This window comes from Gordonia sp. (in: high G+C Gram-positive bacteria), assembly GCF_049647785.1.
In the GTDB taxonomy this organism is placed as follows: domain Bacteria; phylum Actinomycetota; class Actinomycetes; order Mycobacteriales; family Mycobacteriaceae; genus Gordonia.
Genome location: NZ_JBARYI010000101.1, coordinates 18,287 through 41,979 on the forward strand (window position 1 = coordinate 18,287; position 23,693 = coordinate 41,979).

Here is a 23,693-nt window from a genome sequence, read left to right on the forward strand (position 1 = left end):
ATCGTCCGTCGGTGTGTACTTCGCCGACAAAAGCCCACGCGATCGCAGCTAGGCAGCCGTTTCGGCCATGTCCGGTTGCGTGTCCCCAGCACTCCGACGACCGCCGCGCGGTTTGTCACCGTCATGCTCAGGTTGAGCAACCGCTGACTCGCTAATTTCGGCAAATCCAGGGCGGGCTTTACCAGCGAACGACCGGAACCACGACAGGACCGCACCCACGCGATTGCGGAACCCGACCAGATAGAAGAGGTGAACGCCGAGCCACGTCAGCCAGCCGACGAAGCCGGTCAGCTTGACACCCATCGGCGCGTCGACCACTGCATTGTGGCGATTGACGACGGCCATGCTGCCCTTGTCGATGTAGGCGAATCTCGTCCCCCGCACCGTTGCGCCGCGAATCATGTCCGCGGCGTGGCGCCCCTGCTGCATGGCTACCGGACTCTGCCCCGGCAGGTTGTTCAGGCTCGTCATATCGCCGATGGCGAAGATGTCGGCCCGACCGCCAACCGTCAGATCGGGGTTGATGAGAAGGCGACCCGCGCGGTCGGTGTCGCAACCGGTTGCGTCGGCGATCACCTGGGCCAGCGGTGTCGCTTTGACGCCGGCCGACCACACGATGGTCCTAGAGCGGAGTGTGCGCTCAGTGCCATCTGCGGCGCGAACCGTCACGTTTTCACCGTCGATGTCAGTTACGAAGGTCTCGGTCAGGACATCAATTCCGGTGCCCTCCAGCGTCTTCCGAGCGAAGTCCGAGAGCTTTCCGCCATAGACGGGCAGCAGGTTGCCCGCACCTTCAACGAGGTGCACGGTCGCCGGCGCTTCGGTGAAGTACCGCAATCCCAGTTCCCGGATTTGGCCGGCGATCTCAACACCGGTTGCGCCGCCACCGACAACAACAAACGTGTGCGCGGCTTCGTCGTTCGCTGGCGCCGCAAAGCAGTCCTTCAAGTGCGCACGGAGCGCTACCGCGTCGTCGAGCGTCTTGAGCGAGAAGGTCTTGTCGGCCCATTCGTCGTGACCGAAGTAGCCCTGCGCGGCACCGGCGGCGACGATTAGGTACTGATATCCGATCTGCTCATCGCCATCGGTGGTCGTATAGGTGAGGATTTTGGCCTTGGCGTCGACGGCGGTGACAAGCCCTTCGATGACGCTGATCGACTCCTTGTTTTCCAGGACTTCGGCGATCGGCGGGGCAATCTCGTCTGTGGTCAGCACGCCGGTGGCGACCTGGTACAGCAACGGCTGGAATAGGTGTTCTCGAGTGGCCGAGATCAGGACCGTTTCGACGTTCGACTTCGCGAGCTGCTTCGCGGCGGCGAGCCCACCGAATCCCGAGCCAACCACCACAACCTGTGTGTGACGCATGTGTCTGCGATCCCTCCACCCGCACCCGTAGATACGGTCATCTCCGTTGATGTTCTTGGTGATTACTCTGGCAAATGACTGGATCTCTACTCAACCGCGTCAACCACCGGTTTGGATATGTCATTGATCTGTTTTGTTCATATAATGCTGGAATGGAGTTCCGTCAGCTCGAATATCTCGCCGCCGTCGCCGAAACCGGCGGCTTCTCCAAGGCCGCGACGCGCTGCTTCGTCTCACAGTCGGCGATCAGTCATCAAATAGCCTCGCTCGAACGCGAACTTGGCACCGAACTGTTCGATCGGTCCACCCGGCACGTCGAACTGACCGAGGCTGGCAAAGTACTCCTCCCCCGGGCTCGCGAACTCCTGACTTTGCGAGATGACGCGATTGCTGCCGTCCTCCCGCGACCGAACCAAGTCCGTATAGCCGCCAACATGTCCTTCGCCGGGGCGGCCCTGGCTGCGGTGTCCTCGATTCACGACCGCCATCCCGATGCCGAAGTCGACTTCCTCATCAAACCCTTCAATCAGCGCATCGCAGCCGTCGTATCGGGAGACGCCGACCTGGCGTTGGTGCGCGGCAAACTCCCCGTCGACAATCCCGACGCGAGTCAGCTGTACTTGGACCCCCTCTGGATTGAGCAACCGGTCGTGGCTTTTAGCCCACGTCACCCACTCGCCAAACTAGGTCGGCCACCATCGCCCACCGAACTTGCCGAGTACCCCTTACTACTTCCACCCGTCGACAAGCAGGTCCTCTTGCACCGCCTAACCGAACGGGTCTTCACCAAGGCTGGCGTTACCGGAACGCTCGGCCCCGAGATCCGCGACGGCCACCCGGTCTCATTCGACCTCGTCAATCAACCCGAGTCCTGGACAATCCTCTACGACGACCTCAAGCAGCCCGGAATCATGTGCCGGCACAATCCGGCCTTCACCCTGACGGTATCGGCAGCGCTGCGCAGCGACGCTGCCCCCAACCCCCTCGTCGCGGACCTGCTCACCGAATTGTCTGGCGGCTACCGACGTTCGTGACCAGTCATCGCCCGACAATCGCAAATCGCGCAGCGAAACTGTGTCCGATCCAAACAAATATGCGGCAGGATGGCGCGTGTGGGGATTGGCCCCACCGGGTCCACACGGGCTCTTGAGAGAAGGGCGAAACTATGTTGCCACTCGGATTCTTGGGTTGGATCATTATCGGCGGACTTGCGGGCTGGGCCGGCAGCAAGATCATGGGCACCGACGAGCAGCAGGGCATCCTGATGAATATCGTCGTCGGTGTTCTCGGCGGCCTCGTCGGCGGCATGATCTTGGGCTTGCTCTTGGACGTCAATTCCGGAGGCTGGATCTTTAGCTTCGTCACGTGCTTGCTAGGCGCAATCCTGCTCCTCTGGATTTACAAGGCAGTCAAGGGCCGTACCACCTAGGCCAATCTCCGGCGCACGCAATCATGCGTTCTGGGAACTCCCAGATTGTTGACATCAAGCGCTCCAGCGACGAAAAATCCCCTCCCGAATTATCGGGAGGGGATTTCTCTTGTGCGCCATCAGGGACTCGAACCCCGAACCCGCTGATTAAGAGTCAGCTGCTCTGCCAATTGAGCTAATGGCGCCTGGCCTTGCTGCATGCCGCGGCGACGTGGTCGCTGCGGCCTTGCGGGGAAAACATTAACACCAAGTTGACCGAGATGAAAAATCGGCTGGTCGCAGGCGCTTTTGCTGGTCCCGCTAAGCAGACAGGCGTCCGTCAGCGGAAGATCTTGCGAACCACCACCAGCGCGACGAGTACGCCAACTCCCACCAAGCTGTACTTCACCGGCGGCGTACTAACGAGAGCGACAGCCTTGACCTTGGCGTCGTCGGCCAACCGCTGCGGGTTTGCCCGATCAACCAGCTGATCAAGCGTTCCCGCCAGCTCTTCGCGAGCCTTCGCGATTTCCTGCTCGATGCGATCGGTTTCATTAGCCACTGCAAGTCCTCCGTCTTCGTCCAGCCTGTCCACAGGCGGTCACTTACGTGCGTGCGGCACCGCTAAAGCACCGGACACAACACAACGGTCTGAGCCTACAGAGTCGCGACGGGTTCCGAATCCGATAGCCTGGCCATATGTCTGCAGATGGACGACTTTCGGTCGGAGACAAGGCCCCCTCATTCACCCTTCCCGATGCATCGGGCAATCCCGTGTCGCTCGCTGACTATGCGGGCCGCAAGGTGATCGTGTACTTCTACCCCGCCGCGATGACGCCCGGCTGCACCAAGCAGGCGTGCGACTTCCGCGACAACCTCGCCGAACTCAACGGGCAAGGCATCGATGTCATCGGCATCTCCCCCGATAAGCCCGCCAAGCTGACCAAGTTTGTCGAGCGCGACGAACTGACCTTTCCGCTCCTTTCCGACCCGGACAAGGAAGTCCTCACCGCGTGGGGAGCGTTCGGCGAAAAGAAGCTGTACGGGAAGATCGTTAACGGCGTCATCCGGTCGACGTTCCTGGTGAACGAGGACGGCACCATCGGTGCCGCGCAATACAACGTGCGCGCCACCGGTCACGTGGCCAAGCTGCGCCGCGACTTGTCGATCTGACCCGGTAGATACCTCACCCGCACATGACCGATACCAATTCGGCCGAGCCACTCGTTCCGCGCAAGCGTCCCACGCAGGAACGCAGTCGGCGAACCTTCGACTCGATTTTGAACGCGGCACGCGAGGTGCTGATCGACGTCGGATTTGAATCGCTGACGTGCGAGCAGATCGCGACGCGCGCCGAATTGCCCATCGGCACGATCTATCAGTACTTCGCCAACAAGTACGTCGTCGTGTGCGAATTGGATCGGCAGGATTCCAGCACGGTTCGCGATGAGTTAACGGCGTTCGCGTCGGAGATTCCGTCGCTCGAATGGCCGCAGTTGCTTGAGAAGTTTCTCGATCACTTGGCCGAACTGTGGCAGAACGACCCGTCTCGTCGTGCCGTGTGGCTGGCCGTGCAGTCAACGCCAGCCACACGTGCGACAGCGTCGATCAACGAACGGATCCTCGCCGAACAGGTGGGCCGGGTGCTGGCGCCGCTGACGCCGGATCAGCGGGAACGTCGGGCCATGATGGCGCAGTTCCTGGTCCACACGGCGTTCTCACTGCTCAGTTTCTCCGTGCAAGATGGTCACGATCATGACGAGATCGTCCAAGAACTCAAGCGCATGCTCGGCCGGTATTTGCTCCTTGAAGAGACACCCCGGACGCACCCGTCGGTCGAAGGACCTTAACAGTCGCCCAGGACGGTCGGCCCTAAAGTGGCATCTTTTGCTCGTCGGATCGCCACTTTTCTGTCACAAAGCGTCGTCGAACGTCGACCAGACCGTCACCGATCGCAGTGATCGGTGACGGTCTGGTCGAATCGTGACAGAAAAGGGGAACTTGGGCGGACCTAGTTTCGGTCCTCGAGGATGGCGACGGCCGCGGCCATGTCGCCGTCGTGGGTGAGGGAGACATGGATGTCCAGGCCGGACAAGGCCTGGGCTATGTCGCCGTGCAGCCTAATCCGTGGCCGACCGTGTGCGTCGGTCTGGACTTCGACGTCGTGAACGGCCGTCTCCGGCAGTAGCGGCGCCAAACCGAACCGGCTCGACGACCATGCCTTAATCACCGCTTCACGGGCCGCCCAGCGGGCCGCAAGGTGCCTGGCCTCATCGCCGGTCCGCTCCGCCGAGTCCCGACGCTCGCCCACACTGAAGTGCGCGCCAAACGTCGAGCCCGGGGTGCGGAGCTGCTCGGCGAACTCAGTCACCGACACCAAATCAATCCCGACTCCGACAACGCTCACAGAGCGCAACCGTTCGCCCGATACTCACCGTTGACACCCAAGCGGCTGTTCGGATCCAGCAGCAGACCAGCCTCGACATCGTGCTCGTCGCCGTCACCCAGACGACGATCTGCCGGACGCTGGTACACGGCGTCGCCACCGCACATGGCCTCCAGCAGACGCTGGCGGCCATCACGCAGACGCGTCGCGCTGCGCTCACGGTAGATCTCACGCTCGGACTCGCTGAGCGTTGCGATGAACGCCTCCGGGTGGACCACGGCGATGAGACCCGACACGTGACCGAAGCCCAGCGACGTCAGCAGACCGGCCTTGAGCGGGAACCGCTCCCCCATCCGCAGGGTTTCACGCGGCCACACCAGGTGCGGGTACTCGCGCATCTTCTCATCGACACAATCGAGGCTGCGGTTCGGCGGAATCACGCCATCGCGGAGCACCTGGCACAGGCCAATCAGCTGGAAGGCAGCGGCACCACCCTTAGCGTGACCGGTCAACGACTTCTGCGAGACAACGAACAACGGGGCACCCGTGTTGCGTCCAATCGCCTCAGCAAGACGCTCGTGCAGTTCCGACTCGTTCGGGTCGTTGGCGCGCGTCGAAGTGTCGTGCTTGGAAACCACGGCGACGTCGTCGGGGCTCACACCCAGCGCCGACAGCGAGGTAGCCAGCGGCGATGCCTTCTGACCGCGAGCCGCGCCCAGGGCACCCAGACCCGGTGCCGGGATGGACGTGTGGACGCCGTCGCCGAAGCTCTGGGCCCATGCGACCACGCCGAGAACGGGCAAGCCCAGTTCCGCGGCGACATCGCCGCGAGCCAGCAGCACGGTGCCGCCACCGGCCGATTCGACGAAGCCACCACGACGACGATCGTTGGCGCGGGAGAAGCGACGGTCGTCGATCCCCTTGGCCGTCATCTTCGCCGAGTCGGCAGTGGCCGACATGTCGCCGAAGCCGACGATGCCTTCGATGCCGAGGTCGTCGAAGCCGCCAGCCACTGCGAACAGTGCCTTGCCGAGACGGATCTTGTCGACGCCCTCCTCCACCGAAACGGCGGCGGTTGCGCAAGCGGCGACCGGGTGAATCATGGCGCCGTAGCTACCGATGTACGACTGCACGACGTGCGCGGCAACCACATTCGGCAGGGCTTCCTGCAGGATGTCGTTGGCCTTCGACTCGCCGAGCAGCGTGTCGACGTACAGGGACCGCATGGACGTCATGCCACCCATGCCGGTGCCCTGCGTGTTGGCAACCAGACCGGGGTGCACCCAGCGCATAAGCTCCGACGGCGAGAAGCCGGCGGTGACGAAGGCGTCAACGGTGGCGACCAGGTTCCAGAGCGCGACGCGGTCGACGGACTCGGCCATGTCGGGCGAGACACCCCAGCGGACGGGGTCGAAGCCGGTCGGAATCTGGCCACCGACGGTGCGCGAGAGGCTAAAGCGGCGCGGGACGCGGATCTCGGTGCCCGCCAGACGGGTGACCGTCCAATCGCCGGTTTCGGCGTTCGGTGCGATCCGGGTGCGGTCCGGGTCCGACGAGATGAACTCGCGGGCGGCGGCCTCGTTCGGCACGGTGAAGGTGAGGTCCTTGTCCAGGAACACCGACTCCAGCAGCGGCGACGTGGCCTCAACCATGGCGCCCTCGTCGGCATAGCGGCGGATGCCGCAGCGTTCGACGACGGTGTCGTGGTAGCGGTCGGCGATCTCCGATTCGGCGACGGGGTCACCGGACTCAACGTCGTACCAGCCTGCCTTGGGCGTCTCTTCCCAAGTGATCAGGCCGATGCTCCATGCGAGCTCCAGCACACCTGCGGCCGAAAGCTTCTCGTCGACCTCCATCTCGAAGCGGGTGCGCGATGAACCGTAGGGGCCCACCTCACCCGCACCGACGATGACAACGAGGTCTTCGGGACGCGAATCCAGCTCGGGCCATGCGTGTGCGAGGGCAACATCGGCGCGGGCCGGGGCAGGCAGCGCGGCGACGGTGACGCCGTCTGCGGCCTCGAGAATCTCCTCGGCCTCTTCGACAACCTCCAAGGCTTCCGCAGCAGCGGCCGCCTCGGCAGCCAGCGCACGCAGGTCGATGGTCTCCGGGTCCAGCCCTGCCGTCAGGTCAGCAATCAACGGTTCACTCACCGCAGCGGCTCGAGCGTCGTTAGAGCAGAGGTTGACCAGTGCCTCGGCCATCTCGGGGGTGCTCCACGTCTTGACGCCTGCAGCCTCAACCGCGTCGACGAGACCGTCGTTGTGGCCCATGAGACCGGTACCGCGCACCCATCCGATGAGTGCGTGGGCGAGGGTGGTGCGCTGGTTCCACGACTCCTCGGCACCCCAGCGGGTGACGAGGGCGTCGAGCGCGGCCTTCGCTTCGCCGTAGGCACCGTCGCCGCCGAACATGCCGCGGTTCGGCGAACCGGGCAGCACCACGTGCAGGCGGGCGGCAATGTCGTGATCGGCACCGATACCTGAAAGACCGGCGATCAACCGCTCCACCGACCACAGCAGCACCTTCATTTCCAGTTCAGCGCGCGAACCGGCGTCGGTGAGGTCACCGGCGACGCGGGGTGCAGCGAACGGGAAGAGGATGGTCGGCCGCATGACCGGCTTCACCACCGCGGTGCTGGCACCGAGGTTTTCGGTCTGCTCGCTACCGAGCCAGTCGACGATGCCGTCAACGTCGCCGTAGGAGGCGAGGTTGGCCGGGATCACCCAGAGTGCGGCGTCATGCCGAGCGTGCGTGCGGTAAAGCTCCTTGTAGAACGCGAGGCGGTCGTCATTCAGACGCGACGTGGTCGCGACGACGGTCGCACCGCCAGCCAGCAGTCGACCGACCACCGATGCGGCGATCGAGCCCTTGGAGGCACCGGTGACGACAGCGATGTCGTCGGCGAACTCGCCGGGCTCGGGCTGCTGCGCCGAGTGCGCGATCGCCGCGTAGACACCTGCGTGCTGGTGCATCCCGAGCGCGAGTGCCTTGCCCTGCCACCAGGTGGCGTGCTCAGCAACTTGCTCTCCCGCACCGGCCATCATCGTGGACAGTTCCTCGTGGCGTGCGTGAACGTCGTCTTCCGCCTCGAGCCACAGCCGTGCCAAGTCTTCGCGGGCGCTGGCCCACCGGTCGTCGAGCAGCACTGCGCGTTCCTCGTCGAAGGCCGGTGCTACGGTCCGCTGCCAGTCCGAGCCGAGTTCACTGCTGACCAGGTCCGCCAGGGCGGCGTTCGGGTCCTCGTCCACGCCGGAGGCGTCGACGATGTCGGTGAGGCCGAGCTTGCCGAGGATGGTGTGCGCGGCCTGCGCCAACACACCATCGGGGCCGGTGATCTGGTCGGTGAATTCGCCGAGCGCGGCAGCATCGACAGTGCCGCCGGCCGCCGAGGCGGCAGCGGGCAGTTCCACGGCGATACCGCGGGCTCCACCGACGCTGCGGACAGCGCGGTCAATCAAAGCATCGAAATCGGCTGCCGAGCCAACGCCACCGTCGAGGAGGTCACCGAGGTCACCGCCGCGAACGCTGACGCCTTCGCGGGACCCGAGGGCCACCGCGACCAGCGTGTGCTTGGCCCAGCCGTCACCGAGTTGCCACGCGTCGGTGACGCGATCGGTGATGTACGAAGCGCGCTTGCCGATTGGTCCGACGACCTTGCGAATCTGGTCGCTGACGGCGTCGGTGAGCACCTCGCCGAAGGGCTTGTAGCCGCGTGCCAGCGTGTTGACGGTTCCGGCGAGGGCACCCATGTCAGCTTCGGCTGCACCGTCGATGGCACCCAATCCGAGTTCGGTACCGACGTCGAGCAACAGCTGGTTGCGGCGTGAGGACACGCCGTCGCACAGCGACTCGATGGTGTCGGCGGGGCCGATCTGCGCGGGCGTCATCTTGGTCCACAGGGAGATGACTGCGCGGACCGCGTCGGCCGGGCCGAAGGCGATGTCATCCGGGCGTGGGCCGGCGGCCGCTGCCGGGGCCGGGGCGGCGGCGACGGGGGCTGCCTGGGCTGCGGCCTGATCGGCTGCTGCGGGCGCTTCCTCGACGACGTCATCCTCGACCGGCTCGGGTGCGGAGTCTTCTGCGCGCAGCACCGCGGCATCGGACTCGACGTTCAGCACCTCGGCTGCGGCCGCCTCGTAGTTGGGCAGTTTCAGTGTGTTGCGAGCCAGACCGCACAGGGTCGGCGCGTTCTTGACACCCACTTCCACGAACCGGTCCATGCCCAAACCGCCGTCGGCGACCGGCGTGAACAGCAGGTCCTGCGTCTCGATCCAGCGGACCGGGCTGGCGAACTGCCAGGCCAAGAGCTCGATGAGGAGAACGCGGGTCAGCTCGGACGGTCGTGCCGCCCAGGCGTCCCATTCGGCCAGAACCGCGTCGAGCGGATCGGAGGGCACGAGGCCGGCGATCTCGGCGACGAAGTCACGGCTGAGATTGAACAGGCGCGGGACCAGGTTGGGAATGTAGCGGCCGACCAAAATTTCGGGGTCGATATCGGCGGGCAACAGGTCTTCGAGCTTGCCGCGGAACTCCGGCACGCCTGCACGCAGAACGGTGGAGTGGAACGGCACGTCGATGCCCGGGATCACGATGAAGGCGCGCTTGCCACCAAATGCGGCGACGCGTTCGACGATCTCGGCTTCGAGGAGTTCAAGGCCGCGGACGGTGCCTGCGATGGCGTACTGCGAGCCGAGGAGGTTCAGGTTGACGACCTCCAGGAACTCGCCCGACTCGGCCATAATCCCGCCGACGAAATCCTCGACGTCGGCGTCTTTGAGTCCGAACTGACTCGGCCGGATTGCGGCCAGGCGGTAGTCGGAGCGTCCGTTGCTGTCACGCGGGACCAGGTGGTGCATGGCCGAACCGCGCTGGAAGACGACCTCGAGGACGGCTTCCAATGGCAGCACTCCAGCGCAAGCAGCGAGGGCGTTGTACTCACCGACCGAGTGGCCACAGGTGATGGAGTCTTCAACAAACGAACCGGATTCGCGAAGTTCGGCGACCTGCGCGACGCCGAGCGTCGCCATCGCGACCTGGGTGAACTGTGTCAGGAACAGCACCCCGTCCGGGTGGTGATAGGTGACGCCGTCGGCGATCAGCGTGGTCGGGTTGTCGCGCACGACAGCCAGAATCGAGAAGCCGAGAGCCTCACGGGTGTGCTTGTCAGCGCGGTCCCAGATCTCGCGGGCGGCCGCTGAACGCGACCTGGCCTCCAGGCCCATCCCCTTGTGCTGGATACCCTGACCTGGGAACGCGTACACGGTCCGCGGTGCGGCAAGCAATGCCGTTGCAGCCATGACCAGTTCGCCATCGACCTTGGCGGTCAGTTCGACGGTCTCACGACCGTTATCCATACCAACGCGATCGATGCGAATGTCGACGGTGTCGCCGAGGCGCACCATGCCGAGGTATCGAGCGGTCCAGCCGATGATGGCACGCGGTGCGGGCACCGGGTTCTCCGCGTCTGCGGCAGCGACGATCTGCTGGGCGGCGGCTGAGAGCCACATGCCGTGGACGATCGGGTCGCCGAGGCCAGCGAGACGGGCGGCCATCGCGTCGGTGTGAATGGGGTTGCGGTCGCCGGAGACAACGGCGAAGCCGTTCATCCGTGCGGGCGCGGTGATGGTGGCGGCGCGCAGGAACTTACGAGTTCCGGCGTGCTCGTTGGCAGCGGCACCGCCGGCGCGGCTCGGATCGGTCAGCGAGGCGCTGCCGGTGCGGCCACGGATAGCGAAGCGTTCGCGGAGCACAGCGATGGCGGTCTCTGCCGAGTTGACCTGAACCTCAACGTCGACAACGCGACCCACGTCGGCGTCGGTAACACCCATCAGACGTGCCGTCACCGTGAGTTCGGTGTCGGTGGCGGGGATGGTGCCGAGCAATTCGACAGCGTGATCGAGGTGGACGAGGTCCAGAAGTCCCTCGACGACGGGCAAACCATCGGCGGTACGAGCGGCACCGATGACGCTGAAGACGCTGGGCCAGCACGCCACGACGAGCGTGTCGGGAATGGCAAAACCGTTCGGCGAGGCGGGGGTGGTCGCGATCAGCGAACCGGGCAGACCGGCGGCGGTGGCACCGCTGTGGTCGGCGACCGAGTCGGCCTTCCAGGCAACGGTCGAGGTCACGACACCTTCGACGGGCTCGGCGAGCGCACCGCCAGCAGCGACGGTGAGGAGCTCACGCATTGCATCGGCAGCACCGGCAGTCGTGATCCGCGGGCTACCGCCGTCGACGGCGCGGAGGTCACCGGTGAACGGAATGCGGAGGATCGATCCCGAAACCGGAACAACCAGGTCGAGCCGGATTTCGTCGTCGGCCGTCTCGGCCTCCGGAACGAACGCGATCATCGCGCCGCTGGAATGCTCGGCGTACTCGCCGTCGAAGATGTTCCAGGCATCGCGATCACCCAACAGTGCGATCGGATTGCGGACCTGGCGGCCAGCCCAGAGCACGTCTTCGGCCTCAATGAGGACGCTCAGCGGTCCGGCGGAAGGCACCAGGTCGCGGTTGCGACGCGCAGCGACCACCTGTGCCTGCTCGCCGGCGGCGCGCAGATCGGAAGTGACCTTGGCTTCGAAGCGATTCAGCAGATCGCCGACCGGTTCGTCGACCTCGGTGATTCCCGCGACGGCCACGGTGCCCGGAATAATGCACACCTGATCGGCGGTGTAGCGCGAGTCATGCGCCTGCCACAGCGAATCGCTGCGGTACCAACGACGAACGTCCTTGTCGATGACGGGGACAAAGTTGACCGGCTTGCCGGGCGTGCGGCACTGGTCGAGGAAGAAGGCGACGTCTGCCGGGTGCAGGATGTCGACCTCGATGGCGGGATAGAGCTCCGCCAATTCGGCGATCGTGGCGTGCGGGTTCGGGAAGTCGACGCCGAATGCGGACGTGAAATCACCTGAGTCGAGATCATTCATGCGGGCTTCAGTGCGGCGCAGAAGTTCGACGAAACGCTGCTCCCAGGTGATGTCGGCCCACGGCAGCGGAGCCTGCTCCTCACCGACGGACAGGTCGGCGAAGCGATCAAGCCATGCACGGTAGGTCATGGTGGCGACATCGCCGAAGTAGGGCTTGGCGGTGCCATCCAATGCGGCGATGATTTCGTCGCGACGTTCAGCGACAGCCTCCGCGTCGCCCGCGACCTCGTCGAGGAGGCGACCGGTACGGGATGCGGTGTTGTCGATCTCGTGGATGTCGGCACCCAGCTGGCTGCGGCCCGAGGCCATGCCCGCCTCGGCGTGACCGGCACCAATCCAGGTATCGCAGCCCTCGGTGTCGACCAGCATCTGCTTTACCTCGGGAGCCGTGGTCGCTTCGAGGGTGGCCATGGCTGCGGTGCCGACCAGGATGCCGTCAAGGGGCATGAGTGGGTAGCCGTGCTTGGTGGCCCATCCACCGATCAGGTATTCGCTGGCGCGCTCGGGAGTGCCGATACCGCCACCAACGCACAGCACGACGTTCGGGCGATCGCGCAGCTCGGCGTAGGTAGCCAGCAGCAGGTCATCGAGGTCTTCCCACGAGTGGTGGCCGCCTGCGCGACCGCCTTCAACCTGCACGATGACCGGGAAGTCCGGGACCTGCAGGGCAATGCGCACTACCTGGCGGATCTGATCGACCGTGCCGGGCTTGAAGGCCACGTAGTGCAGACCGGCCTCGGTGAATTCATGGACCAGGTCGACGGCCTCATCGAGTTCGGGGATGCCTGCGGTGATGATGACGCCATCGAACGGCGCACCCTTGGCGCGGGCCTTCTGCACCAGCTTCTTGCCGCCGAGCTGCAGTTTCCACAGGTACGGATCCAGGAACAGGGAGTTGAACTGCACCTGGCGGCCAGCGTCGAGGAGTTCCTCCAGTCGGGCGATATTGTCGGCGAAGATTTCCTCGGTGACCTGACCGCCGCCAGCCAACTCGGCCCAGTGGCCGGCATTGGCTGCAGCCGCGACAATCGCGGGATCGACGGTGGTCGGCGTCATGCCTGCCAGCAACATCGGCGAGCGGCCGGTGAGACGAGTAAAGGCAGTGTCGACCACGGTACGACCGTTGGGCAGACTAACCAGTCGAGGAGCGAAGACCGACCACGGGCGCGGCACGTCAGGTGTCGACCCGGGGACGAACAGGTTGCGCTGACCGCCACGGGTCGCAGCGGCAATCATGCCGACGCCCTGGCCGCGGAGAGTCGGGGCCGACAAGCGGGAAGACAGGTCGGAGGGGCCGAGATCGATGAGCCAGCGGGCACCCGAGCTGACGACGTCACCCACGTACTCCACCCAGTTCACCGGGTCAACGAGGGTGGCTGAGGCGTAGCGGCGAACAAACTCGACGTCGAGTCCGCAACGCTGCGCCCAGTCGGCGGCGAGTTCAACGGCCGGTGCCAAGTCGGGGTGGTGGAACGGGATGGTGACATTGAGGTCTTCGATGACCGGGGAGAAGGGGCTGCCGCCGGTGACCTTGCGCTTGCGCTCATCGGCCTCGGCTGCGGCACGCAGTTCGGCGAGAGCGGCGAAGCCAGCCAGGTGACGGGGCGAACCGGAAACGACAACGCTACGGCGAGAGTTGATGATCGCGACGGTCGGCAGGCCCGTGGCGTCTGCCGGGCGCGCGGCGTTGTACTCGGCGACCAGGTCGGCGACGGCCGCAACACTGGCACCGGAGACCGAGATCATGGGTGACGCGTCACGGGTGCCGAGAAGGCCACCGCGACGGGCAACGACAGTCGCGGCGGCGCCGATCAGTTGGGCGACGGCGACGAGGTCCGCTTCAGCAACGGTCGGGAACTGACCATCGCAGGCGACAGCTTCGGAGGCGATGATGCCCTGCGAGTGACCGATCACGGCGCTCGGCGGCAGAACCGTGGTGTCTAGCCCCTGCTTGCCGAGGTTAGCGACGGCGGCGAGCTGGGTCAGCAGGATGCCGGGCAGCGATACCAGCGCGTCGGCGAGCGCGGCCTCACTGGGGGTTTCGAGGTCTTCGTCGTACGCGCGGATCCACTCCAGCGGCGCGAAGCGGTCGCTGCCTGCGGCGGCGAGCTCATCTGAAACCGGAGCCAGCGTCTCCTGTGCGCGCGAGACGATTGCCGCGATCGACTGACTGAGATCTGCGTCGGTCACCAATTCGGTGAGGGTCGGCAACCATGCGCCACCCTGGCCGCCGAAGCAAATTGCGTAGCTTTCGCCAGCCGCGAGGCTGTCGAGCAAACTGCCGGAATCGTTCGTGTCTGTCTTTTGGCCGGTGCGGTGCTGGTCGAGGGTCACATGCTCTCCTGTCGATGCGTCGCGTCGGTCGAGACCGTCGCTGGAACTAGCCAATTCTGACACAGAAACGTGAGGCTTCCCTCATGTTTACCCTGACGCCCGGGTATACCCGCTGGTAGACCAGGAGGTAACAGCCCCAGCCAGCGGTGAAAGAATTTTTCGTGAGGGTCGTCACAGTGTTTTCACGGAGGGCTCGTCATCTACTTAATCGACGATTTCCACGCATATCTCGGATTCCACGGTAAGTTTCCGACCAGGGAAAACGCGACAGTAAATTTCGGGCATACCCCGAAGCAGCACTGGAGCGAGGACAACCAGGAGGAACCCTTTTCATGAAACGTTCAAAGCGATTCGCGATCGCCTCAGCAGCCGCTGTCGTCGCCGCCGCCGTCGCCCTGACGGGATGCTCCAGCAGCGACGACAGCAGCACCGGTACCCCGGCATCCGACTCCGGTGCCACCAGCACCTTGAATGCCGCGGCCGATGCCACGGCCAACCTGACCGGAGCCCATCTGGTCATTAACGTCGAAGGTTCGCTTCAGGGACTCAACGCCTCGGAAGTGACCGCCGATATCTCGACCAAGCCCGAACTCGTCGGCGAGGGCACCGCCGTTCTCAACATGGGCAACAAGAAGGTCGACGCACCGTTCGTCTTCGTCGATGGCCACATGTACGCCAACGTCGACGACAAGGGCTTCCTCGACTATGGCGAAGGCCGTTCGATCTACGACATCTCCAAGGTTCTCGACGCCGAATCAGGTGTTCCGTTCATCTTGCGCAACATCAAGGGCGCCAAGGAAGCCGGTTCGGAAAACATCGACGGTACTGACACCACCAAAATTACCGGCACCATCGAGGCCAAGGATCTCTCCGGCCTGACCGGCACCTCACCGCAGGCCAAGGGCCTGGACTCGGAAATCCCGGTGACCGTCTGGATCACGAAGGACGGCAAAAACAACGTCGCCCGGGTTTCCTCGGAACCCGCCGAAGGTGCGTCGCTCACGATCAACCTCAGCGAGTGGGGCAAGACCGTGACCGTTAAGAAGCCGGCCGACATTAAGTCGCCGAGCCAGAAGCCGTCGCAGGCACCGAAGTCCGGCGAACCGACCCGCAACCCGGTCGGCTAAGTCGCCACCCATCAGAGAAGAGAAGACCATGAAGATTCGTTCAAGCAAGAACGGCGCTAACCGAATTCGACGCTCTCTCGCGACCATTGCACTGGTGGGCGCGGGCCTCGGAGCCGCATTGACGGTCCCGTCGGCGATTTCCCCGGCCCCGGCCAATGCCGCCAACTATTACGGTGCGATCGCCCTGTCGCCGAGCACCGGCGCAACCGGCCGCGCACTCGACTACCCCGACTACTCGAGTGCATCTAACGCAGCACTGTCGTGGTGCGGCTACACCGACTGCAAGGTGGTCGTACAGATGCGCAATGCCTGCGGCGCTATCGCCAAGGGTTCCGCATACTGGGGTTACGGGTGGGCCGCGGACCTGTACACCGCGCAGTCCAACGCCCTGTACTACTCGGGCGGCGGCTACGTCTACGACTGGGCTTGCACCTCCGGCCACCAGTAGGCCAGCGGCAACCAGAACCGGAACGCCGGGTCACCGAAAGGTGACCCGGCGTTCTTGTTGCGTCGCGTATTAGGCTCTTGAGTCATGTCCGACTGCATCTTCTGCGCCATCGTCGAGGGCACCGGTCCCGCCCACATCGTGTACTCCGACGACGACGTCGTCGCGTTCCTCGACATCTCCCCCGTCACGAGCGGCCATACCCTCGTGGTGCCCCGTCGCCATTCCTCGGGATTAGCGGACTTGGACCCCGCCATTGGCGGCAAGGTGTTTGCCGTAGGACAGCGGATCGCTGCGGCGATGCGGTCGGGGGCCATCGGTGCCGACGGGGTCAACCTCGCGATGAACGATGGTCGTGCGGCCTTTCAGAGCGTTTTTCATTCGCATCTGCATGTGGTTCCTCGCCACACTGGTGACAAGGTTAGTTTTGTGAAGGGCTTCCTGACCCGACGCGCCCGCGACCTCGAGACGGTGGCCGCGAGCCTTCGCGAGGCCGTTGAGTCGCAGCCGTGACAGTCCGCCCGAGCCGCGCCGACGTCGCCCGCGCCGCAGAACTGATTCGCGACGCCGAGCATGTCTGCTTCTTTTCGGGTGCTGGGATGTCCGCCGAGAGCGGCATCCCCACCTTTCGCGATGGCCTCACCGGGCTCTGGGAAAACTACCGTCCCGAAGACCTCGCCACCCCCGAAGGCTGGCACCGCGACCCGGACCTGGTGTGGGGTTGGTACCGCGATCGCGCTACCCGCCTCCGAACCGTGCAGCCGAATGCTGGCCATCAAGCGATCGCCGAACTTGGGCGCCGGATGAGGGCCGACGGCCGCCGGGTCAGCATTGTCACCCAGAATGTCGATGACCTCCACGAGCGTGCCGGGTCAATGGTTGATGCACATTTGCACGGCAGCCTTCTCGGACCGCGCTGTGAATTCTGCCCCTACCGCGGCGAGCCAGACCTGTCGCTCGCTGCCGTGCGACCCTCGTGCCCCAAGTGCTCAAGCAGTCTGCGCCCGAACGTGGTGTGGTTTGGCGAAGTGCTGCCCGAGAACGAATGGACTGCCGCGTCCGCCGCAATCGAAGGCTGCTCCCTGCTGGTGATCATCGGAACCAGCGGTGTCGTTCATCCGGCGGCAGGGCTGCCGATGCTCGCGGCCGACGCCGGAACCCCCATCGTTGAAGTGAATCCCGTCCGTTCAGCACTGACCGACCTGGCGACCGTACATTTGCCTTCCACCGCCGCCGCCGCACTTCCCGACATCATCTGACCACGCACCGAACTCGGCAGTTAACGAACTGCCAACGCTTGGCTCGCTCGTCGACTTGGAACAGCCGTCCCGGAGCGGTAGTGCCGCCAGAGAGTAGAACGGCTCCCGATACCGAAGCATCGGGAGCCATTCCTTGTGCGATTTCTAGCGACCGTCGCGTCCGCGACCGGCAACGCGCGAGGAGCGCTTACCGAAGTTGTCGCCACCACTCTTGCGGTAGCCGCCCTTCCGACGCTCGTCGGTCCGGTTGCTCCCGCCACGACCGCGCGGTGAGCCCAGGTCGGGGCGCAAGTCGATCGGATTGCGACCGATCTTGGTGTGCTTGAGCATCGCGAGGGTGCCTGCATCAAGATCGTTGGGCAGTTCGACGAGGCTGAACTCGTCGCGGATGCTGATGTTACCGAAGTCGCCTCGTGAAAGGCCACCTTCGTTGGCAATCGCGCCAACGATCGCTCCCGGCGACACCTTGTGCTTGCGACCAACTGCAATTCGGTAGGTCGCAAAGTGTCCGCCCTTGCTTCCGCGCGGTGCGCGCTCGCGATGGTCATCGCGTTCACGTCGTGCGCCGGCTGGCGGATCGGGCGACATTAGGAAGCCGCCATCGCGCGTCTCGAGTGCGAGTGCCGCGGCAATATCGGCCATCGCGACGTCGTTCTCCCGGGCGTAGCTCTCCACCAGGCCGCGGAACAGGTCCAGGTTGTCCGACGCCAGGTTCGAGGTGATCGAATCGGCAAATTTGGCCACGCGCTGGGCGTTGACGTCGTCGACGCTCGGCAGGTCGATCTCGGTGAGGTCCTGGCGGTTATGACGCTCGATCGATCGCAGGAGGTGCCGCTCACGCGGTGAGACAAACAGCAGCGCGGTTCCCGAGCGGCCAGCGCGACCGGTACGGCCGATGCGGTGAACGTACGACTCGACGTCGTGGGGAATGTCGTAGTTCACGACATGGCTGATGCGATCGACATCGAGGCCACGAGCGGCGACGTCGGTAGCGACGAGGATGTCGAGCGAGCCGTCCTTGAGCTGGTTGATGGTCCGCTCACGCTGGGCCTGCACCATGTCGCCGTTGATGGCCATCGCGCTGAGACCGCGCGAACGCAACTTCTCGGCCAGCTCTTCGGTGGCCGACTTGGTCCGGACGAAAACGATCATCCCGTCGAAGTCTTCAACCTCAAGGACGCGCGTCAGCGCATCAAGCTTCCGCTGGTGCGAAACCTGCAGGTACTTCTGGGTGATGTTCTGCGCGGTCGCCGTCTTGGCCTTAACGGTGACTTCTTGCGGGTTATTCAGGTACTTACGTGCCAGACGGCCAATCGCCGCAGGCATCGTCGCCGAGAACAGTGCGACCTGCTTTTCATCCGGGGTGTCGGCGAGAATCCGCTCGACATCCTCGGCGAAGCCCATGGTCAGCATCTCGTCCGCCTCGTCAAGGACAAGGTATTCCAGTTCTGACAGGTCGAGGGTGCCCTTGTCGAGGTGGTCGATCACGCGACCCGGAGTACCCACGATCACCTGCGCACCGCGACGCAGTCCGTTGAGCTGAATTCCGTAGCTCTGGCCACCGTAGATCGGCAGGACCTTCACCTCTGGCATGTGCACCGAGTAGCTTCCAAAAGCTTCGGCGACCTGCAGTGCCAGCTCACGAGTCGGAGCCAGCACGAGTGCCTGAGGCTTTCGCGCTTTGGTGTTGAGCCTGGTCAAGATCGGGATGGCAAACGCGGCCGTCTTACCGGTGCCGGTCTGCGCCAGGCCGACGACGTCGCGGCCTTCCATCAAGGGAGGAATCGTGGCCGCCTGGATGGGCGAAGGCGATTCGTAGCCCAGGCCATCAATCGCCTTGAGCACTCGAGAATCGATTCCGAGACCGTCGAATCCCGGAACGTCGACGGAATTCTCGGCGGAACTGCTGTTGTCTGATTCGCTCATCGGCGAACATTCATAGTCATCGGCTGTAGATAGTACCCCGTTTAGGCCCTGTGATGCTGCTCACTGAACCGTGGGGTAGGGTTTCGATAGCCCGGGCAGTTAGACGAATCTGGGAATCCGTATCTAAAGGGGCCGCACCATGCAGGAGTTCACGACTCCATCAGTCAAGTCCGTCGACGAGAACGCCACCACCATCACGGCGGTTCAAAATTATCGGAAAAACCGTCCAACGATGCCGCTATTGCGCCGTCGCACGGAATCCGGTCAATGGGTCAACGTCACCGCCGCAACCTTCGCCGAAGAGATCGATGCGCTGGCCAAGGGGCTAATCGCGTCGGGAGTCAATCCAGGCGACCGCGTTGGCCTCCTGTCGTCCACGCGCTACGAGTGGACGATGTTCGACTACGCAATCTGGCGGGCGGGGGCTGTCACCGTCGCGATCTACGAGACCTCCTCCCCTGATCAGGTGGAGTGGATCCTCACCGATTCCGGCGCGACGATGCTCATCGTCGAAACCCCGGCAAACGCGGCGACGCACGCCGAAGTGATTTCGAACGCACCGGCGCTCAAAGAGACGCTGGCAATCGAAGATGGCGCGGTAAACGAGCTCCGCAAGCGCGGCGCGGACGTTCCGGATTCGGCTCTCGACGAGCGCGAGGCCAATTCGCGAGCAAGTGACCCGGCAACGCTGATTTACACCTCGGGCACCACCGGCCGCCCGAAGGGTGTGGTCCTGACGCACGAGAACTTCCTGGCCGAGACCATCGCCAGTGCAGTCGCCGTCGGCAACGGCCTGGAGGAAGGCAAGTCGACGCTGCTGTTCCTGCCGCTGGCACACGTGTTTGCGCGCGTCGTCGCCGTCGGTTGCATTGAGACAGGCGTGATCCTCGGACACACCAACGACATCGCGAACCTGATCCCCGACCTGGCTGTGTTTAAGCCGAACTATGTCCTGTCGGTCCCGCGCGTGTTCGAAAAGGTTTACAACACTGCCGAACAGAACGCGAGCGACGGCGGCAAGGGCAAGATCTTCGCGAAGGCGGTCGAAACGTCCATCGCGTACAGCCAAGGTATCGAGTCCGGCAACATCGGTTTGGGCCTGAAGCTGAAGCACTTCGTGTTCGACAAGCTCGTCTACACGAAGCTGCGTGCGGCACTCGGCGGCAACTGCGAAGGCGCCATCTCCGGTGGCGCACCGCTCGGTGCGCGCTTGGGCCATTTCTTCCGCGGCGCGGGCATCCCGATCTTCGAGGGCTACGGCCTGTCGGAGACGACTGCTGCCGTCACTGCGAACAACGAGCAGCACAGTCGTATCGGCTCGGTCGGTCAGCCGGTTCCCGGCGTCACCATCCGAATCGCCGACGACGGCGAGGTTCTCCTCAAGGGCCCGATGATCTTTAGCGGGTACTGGCAGAACGAAGCGGCGACTGTCGATTCCATCCGCGATGGATGGTTCCACACGGGCGACATAGGTCGCCTTGAGGATGGATTCCTGTTCATCACCGGGCGCAAGAAGGAAATCATCGTGACGGCGGGCGGCAAGAACGTGTCGCCTTCGCAGCTCGAAGACACCATCCGTGCGCACCCAATGGTCAGCCAGTGCCTGGTTGTCGGCGACAAGAAGCCATTCATCGCCGCGCTCATCACGATCGACGCCGAAGCTGTCCCGGGCTGGTTGGAGCGTCATTCGCTGCCTGCTTCCACCCCAATTTCGGAGTTGCTCAACAACGCGGAGTTGCGGGCCGAGATCGACGAGGCAATTGCGGGTGCCAATGCGACCGTGTCGAAGGCCGAGGCAATCAAGAAGTATGAAATCCTCGATACCGACTTCACGATTGAAACTGGTGAACTGACGCCGACGTTGAAGCTGAAGCGAAACGTGATTCACGAGACGTACCAGCAGGCAATCGCCAGCCTGTACACGTAAGGCCCCGGGAGGTGAGAAGGCAATCATTCCTTCGCATCTCTCCTACGACGGCGCATCGGACCTCGGTTCGGTGCGCCGTCGTTCTCGTTTAGCTCCGCGGAGGCCAACGGGGGCGCTGTCGGGGGGTCGCGACCTCGCGGTCGACGCCACTCGCGGTGTCGCCATCTGGAGCATGATCAGCCTGCATTTTTCGGCGGGCACCATCGCCGCCCGGCCAACTCATCTCTTTCCGTATGTCGACGGCATGAGCGCCTTTGTGCTGCTGTCGGGGCTGGTTCTTGGGATCGTCTACCAGCGGTGGATCGGTCGGTTCGGACTCGGCTACGCCTATCGCCGGATCGGAAAGCGGCTGTTTGTCCTGTACCTGTGTCAGCTTCTGATTTCGCTGGCCGCGGTGGCGGCGTCATACCTCGTCGATGCCCGGACATTTCGTCGGCTCGCCATCTTGCCGCCGGGCCCATCACTTGGGGACCAAACTCGAGTGGTCGTTCACGCTCCGGTACCTGCCCAGCGGCGGCAACATTCTGCTGCTGTATCTGATCCTGATGGGTCTGGCTGCGCTGATTTTGCCGATCATGGCTCGACGGCTGTGGCCGTTGGTCCTCGGTGCGTCGTTGGTCCTGTTCGCCGCGACGATGATCTGGCCGACCGGCACCCACGGGACCGGCCCAACAACCATCCAGTCATTTCCGGGCGGACCGCCAATTCAGAATTGGGCGGCCTGGCAGGTGCTGTTCATTCCTGCGCTCGTCATCGGCTGGAAATGGGATGCGTGGCGCGTCCCTGAACGCATCGATCGCTTCCTCGCCCCGTTGCTGATGGTCACCCTCATCGTCGGTATCACCGTCGAGGATCTGATGATGATGCCGTCGCTCCGACCGCACTTGGTGCTGCTGGTCGACAAGGTCGACCTCGGGCCCGTTCGCGCCGTGCTGGCATTCCTGGTGGTGACCTGCGTGTACGGCGTCTTCCGGGTCGTCCTACGCTGGTTACGTCGCGACCTGCTGCGGCCGCTGGTAGCCACCGGTGCCCGCAGTCTCGACTCCTACGTGTTGCAGGCGCTGTGCTTGCTCGCCGTCCCGACGTTGATCGTCGACCGCCCGTGGAAGCCGTCTCTGGCCGTTGCCATAGCGGTGGCAGTGTTCGCGGCGTGCTGGGTGTGGGCGGAGATCCGAACCCGGCTGGGCGTCGACAAGTTGCATCGCGCGCCGATGCTGCTGGCCGCGTCCGTCCAACACGCGTGGGTATCGTCCCGGAACGGAGGCCTTAAAGATGGCGAGCAGCGAGATGAACCGGCCGGACAAGCTCAGGCCGGAATCGATCGGCGAACGGACGTTGAGCGTTCACGGCGGGAATCACGCCGAGGGTGAAGGCGCGGCGATCCGAGTGCCGATCATCATGGCGAACTCCTATCACCTGCCGCCGGACCCGTCGACGATGGACTGGTCGAATCCCGAGCACCTGACGTACACCCGAAACACCGGGATCAATCAGATCGCATTGCAGGACAAACTATGCGCCCTCGAGCACGGTGAGGACGCGGTGGCGTTGGCATCCGGGGTGGCCGGATTGCACGCGGTGTTTTTCGGGCATGTGTCGGTCGGCGATCACGTGGTGGTCTCTGACACCACTTACGAAGCGACCTACAAGTTGTGGACGTCCCTGCTGCCGCGCAAATATGGGATCGAGGCAACGTTCGTCGACATCACCGACCACGAGGCGGTGGTCGCCGCTATTCGTCCCAACACCGCACTCATTGCCACCGAGGTGATTGCGAATCCGACCACGAAGGTCGCCGACATTGCGGCACTGGCCGCGATCGCCGATGAGCACAACATCATCTTGATGGTCGACTCAACATTTACCCCTCCTCCCCTGTACCGCCCGCTCGACGACGGCGCGGGCCTCGTCGTGCATTCGTTGACGAAGTACATCAACGGTCACGGCGACGCGATGGGCGGCGCGGTAATCGGTAGCGCCAAGCTCGTCGATCCGATCCGGTCGGAGGCGATGGTCGACGTCGGCGGCGTGATTTCGCCGTTCAATGCGTGGCTGATTATGCGCGGTTCGGTGACTCTCCCCCTACGCTTGCGGCAGCACCAGGAGTCGGCGTTGGAGTTGGCTCGATTCTTGGAGGCTGACGACCGAATCGCGTACGTCGCCTATCCGGGACTGGAGTCGCATCCACAGCACGAGTTGGCCAAACGCCAGTTTGGCGACGGTTCGCGCGGCATGGGTGGCTACGGCGGCATCATGGCGTTTGCGCTGAAGGGCGATCCCGCGCTGCAGAACCGCTTCGTCAACGACTTGAAGGTCATCACCTCGGCGGTATCCGTCGGACACGACGAGTCGCTGATTGTGCACGTCGGTACCACTGGTCCCCGCGTCGCTGCCTACCCCGAAGGTTTCCGCACCTATGGCCACTTGCGCTTCTCCGTCGGCCTAGAGGACGTCGAAGACCTGAAAGCCGACCTCGCCGCCGCCCTCGACTCCGCCACCGGGCGTTAGCCCCCCAACCCCCACCCCCGGCCCCGGCCCCGGCACCGGCGCGTTCTCGCATGATGCGTCGATTCCCGCACTATGTCAG

General features: G+C 64.2%; 16 protein-coding genes, 1 tRNA gene and 1 pseudogene. 12 read left to right on the plus strand and 6 right to left on the minus strand.

What is annotated here, in order from left to right; genetic code table 11:
- Positions 1–48 precede the first annotated feature (48 nt).
- On the minus strand, positions 49–1,365 hold the full coding sequence (locus WBA38_RS18305; protein ID WP_424293738.1) for an NAD(P)/FAD-dependent oxidoreductase: 1,317 nt from the start codon (positions 1,363–1,365) through the stop codon (positions 49–51).
- 152 nt (positions 1,366–1,517) lie between these two features.
- Here WBA38_RS18305 and WBA38_RS18310 point away from each other — a divergent pair, with 152 nt between their 5' ends.
- Positions 1,518–2,399, plus strand: a complete 882-nt coding sequence (locus tag WBA38_RS18310) for a LysR family transcriptional regulator (RefSeq protein WP_424323267.1) — start codon at positions 1,518–1,520, stop codon at positions 2,397–2,399.
- 131 nt (positions 2,400–2,530) lie between these two features.
- Entirely contained in the window at positions 2,531–2,794 is a 264-nt protein-coding gene (locus WBA38_RS18315; RefSeq protein ID WP_424293736.1) for a GlsB/YeaQ/YmgE family stress response membrane protein, read from the plus strand.
- Between the two features lie 112 nt (positions 2,795–2,906).
- On the opposite strand, the gene WBA38_RS18320 is transcribed toward WBA38_RS18315, so the two are convergent.
- Together WBA38_RS18320 and WBA38_RS18325 are read right to left on the minus strand one after the other, a co-directional pair.
- Positions 2,907–2,979: transfer RNA gene (locus WBA38_RS18320), tRNA-Lys, on the minus strand.
- 134 nt (positions 2,980–3,113) lie between these two features.
- Positions 3,114–3,335, minus strand: coding sequence for a DUF3618 domain-containing protein (locus WBA38_RS18325; protein WP_424294310.1), 222 nt, complete (start codon positions 3,333–3,335; stop codon positions 3,114–3,116).
- Positions 3,336–3,472: 137 nt separating this feature from the next.
- Between WBA38_RS18325 and bcp the strand changes: the two genes are divergently transcribed.
- Entirely contained in the window at positions 3,473–3,946 is a 474-nt protein-coding gene (gene bcp / locus WBA38_RS18330) for a thioredoxin-dependent thiol peroxidase (RefSeq protein WP_424294311.1), read from the plus strand.
- Between the two features lie 23 nt (positions 3,947–3,969).
- Positions 3,970–4,623 (plus strand): TetR family transcriptional regulator, encoded by a 654-nt coding sequence (locus WBA38_RS18335; RefSeq protein ID WP_424294312.1) that lies wholly within the window; start codon positions 3,970–3,972, stop codon positions 4,621–4,623.
- Positions 4,624–4,784: 161 nt separating this feature from the next.
- On the opposite strand, the gene WBA38_RS18340 is transcribed toward WBA38_RS18335, so the two are convergent.
- A complete protein-coding gene (locus tag WBA38_RS18340) occupies positions 4,785–5,180 on the minus strand; it encodes a holo-ACP synthase (RefSeq protein WP_424295117.1) in 396 nt (131 codons plus the stop codon).
- Complete coding sequence (locus WBA38_RS18345; RefSeq protein ID WP_424323272.1) at positions 5,177–14,422, minus strand: fatty acid synthase subunit beta domain-containing protein; 9,246 nt, start codon at positions 14,420–14,422, stop codon at positions 5,177–5,179. Before WBA38_RS18345 ends, WBA38_RS18340 begins: the two co-directional genes overlap by 4 nt.
- 332 nt (positions 14,423–14,754) lie before the next feature.
- Here WBA38_RS18345 and WBA38_RS18350 point away from each other — a divergent pair, with 332 nt between their 5' ends.
- From WBA38_RS18350 to WBA38_RS18365, 4 genes are all read left to right on the plus strand, one after another.
- A complete protein-coding gene (locus WBA38_RS18350; RefSeq protein WP_424323268.1) occupies positions 14,755–15,549 on the plus strand; it encodes an LppX_LprAFG lipoprotein in 795 nt (264 codons plus the stop codon).
- Between the two features lie 28 nt (positions 15,550–15,577).
- Positions 15,578–15,997: a DUF4189 domain-containing protein gene (locus tag WBA38_RS18355; protein ID WP_424293707.1), complete on the plus strand. Its 420-nt coding sequence runs from the start codon at positions 15,578–15,580 to the stop codon at positions 15,995–15,997.
- Positions 15,998–16,081: 84 nt separating this feature from the next.
- Complete coding sequence (locus WBA38_RS18360; protein ID WP_424295305.1) at positions 16,082–16,507, plus strand: HIT family protein; 426 nt, start codon at positions 16,082–16,084, stop codon at positions 16,505–16,507.
- Entirely contained in the window at positions 16,504–17,253 is a 750-nt protein-coding gene (locus tag WBA38_RS18365) for an SIR2 family NAD-dependent protein deacylase (protein WP_424295303.1), read from the plus strand. Before WBA38_RS18360 ends, WBA38_RS18365 begins: the two co-directional genes overlap by 4 nt.
- Positions 17,254–17,397: 144 nt before the next feature.
- On the opposite strand, the gene WBA38_RS18370 is transcribed toward WBA38_RS18365, so the two are convergent.
- Positions 17,398–19,179 carry a DEAD/DEAH box helicase gene (locus WBA38_RS18370; protein ID WP_424295301.1) on the minus strand — a complete coding sequence of 594 codons (1,782 nt, stop codon included), beginning with the start codon at positions 19,177–19,179 and terminating at the stop codon, positions 17,398–17,400.
- Positions 19,180–19,318: 139 nt separating this feature from the next.
- On the opposite strand from WBA38_RS18370, the gene WBA38_RS18375 reads away from it, so the two are divergent.
- From WBA38_RS18375 to WBA38_RS18390, 4 genes and pseudogenes are all read left to right on the plus strand, one after another.
- Complete coding sequence (locus tag WBA38_RS18375; RefSeq protein ID WP_424323269.1) at positions 19,319–21,106, plus strand: AMP-dependent synthetase/ligase; 1,788 nt, start codon at positions 19,319–19,321, stop codon at positions 21,104–21,106.
- Between the two features lie 172 nt (positions 21,107–21,278).
- Positions 21,279–21,473: pseudogene (opgC, locus tag WBA38_RS18380) on the plus strand (OpgC domain-containing protein); the annotation flags it as partial.
- Positions 21,474–21,522: 49 nt separating this feature from the next.
- On the plus strand, positions 21,523–22,476 hold the full coding sequence (gene opgC / locus WBA38_RS18385; RefSeq protein WP_424323270.1) for an OpgC domain-containing protein: 954 nt from the start codon (positions 21,523–21,525) through the stop codon (positions 22,474–22,476).
- The gene (locus WBA38_RS18390; protein ID WP_424323273.1) at positions 22,394–23,614 is read left to right on the plus strand and encodes a trans-sulfuration enzyme family protein; all 1,221 of its coding nucleotides are present in this window, start codon (positions 22,394–22,396) and stop codon (positions 23,612–23,614) included. Before opgC (WBA38_RS18385) ends, WBA38_RS18390 begins: the two co-directional genes overlap by 83 nt.
- Positions 23,615–23,693 lie beyond the last annotated feature (79 nt).

Bases quoted from the DNA above. Each gene is read 5' to 3' on its own strand.
- WBA38_RS18360 (WP_424295305.1), top strand. From the start codon at position 16,082: ATGTCCGACTGCATCTTCTGCGCCATCGTCGAGGGCACCGGTCCCGCC.
- opgC (WP_424323270.1), top strand. From the start codon at position 21,523: ATGCCCGGACATTTCGTCGGCTCGCCATCTTGCCGCCGGGCCCATCAC.
- WBA38_RS18390 (WP_424323273.1), top strand. From the start codon at position 22,394: ATGAACCGGCCGGACAAGCTCAGGCCGGAATCGATCGGCGAACGGACG.
- WBA38_RS18335 (WP_424294312.1), top strand. From the start codon at position 3,970: ATGACCGATACCAATTCGGCCGAGCCACTCGTTCCGCGCAAGCGTCCC.
- bcp (WP_424294311.1), top strand. From the start codon at position 3,473: ATGTCTGCAGATGGACGACTTTCGGTCGGAGACAAGGCCCCCTCATTC.
- WBA38_RS18355 (WP_424293707.1), top strand. From the start codon at position 15,578: ATGAAGATTCGTTCAAGCAAGAACGGCGCTAACCGAATTCGACGCTCT.
- WBA38_RS18315 (WP_424293736.1), top strand. From the start codon at position 2,531: ATGTTGCCACTCGGATTCTTGGGTTGGATCATTATCGGCGGACTTGCG.
- WBA38_RS18305 (WP_424293738.1), bottom strand. From the start codon at position 1,365: ATGCGTCACACACAGGTTGTGGTGGTTGGCTCGGGATTCGGTGGGCTC.
- WBA38_RS18370 (WP_424295301.1), bottom strand. From the start codon at position 19,179: ATGAGCGAATCAGACAACAGCAGTTCCGCCGAGAATTCCGTCGACGTT.
- WBA38_RS18350 (WP_424323268.1), top strand. From the start codon at position 14,755: ATGAAACGTTCAAAGCGATTCGCGATCGCCTCAGCAGCCGCTGTCGTC.
- WBA38_RS18375 (WP_424323269.1), top strand. From the start codon at position 19,319: ATGCAGGAGTTCACGACTCCATCAGTCAAGTCCGTCGACGAGAACGCC.
- WBA38_RS18310 (WP_424323267.1), top strand. From the start codon at position 1,518: ATGGAGTTCCGTCAGCTCGAATATCTCGCCGCCGTCGCCGAAACCGGC.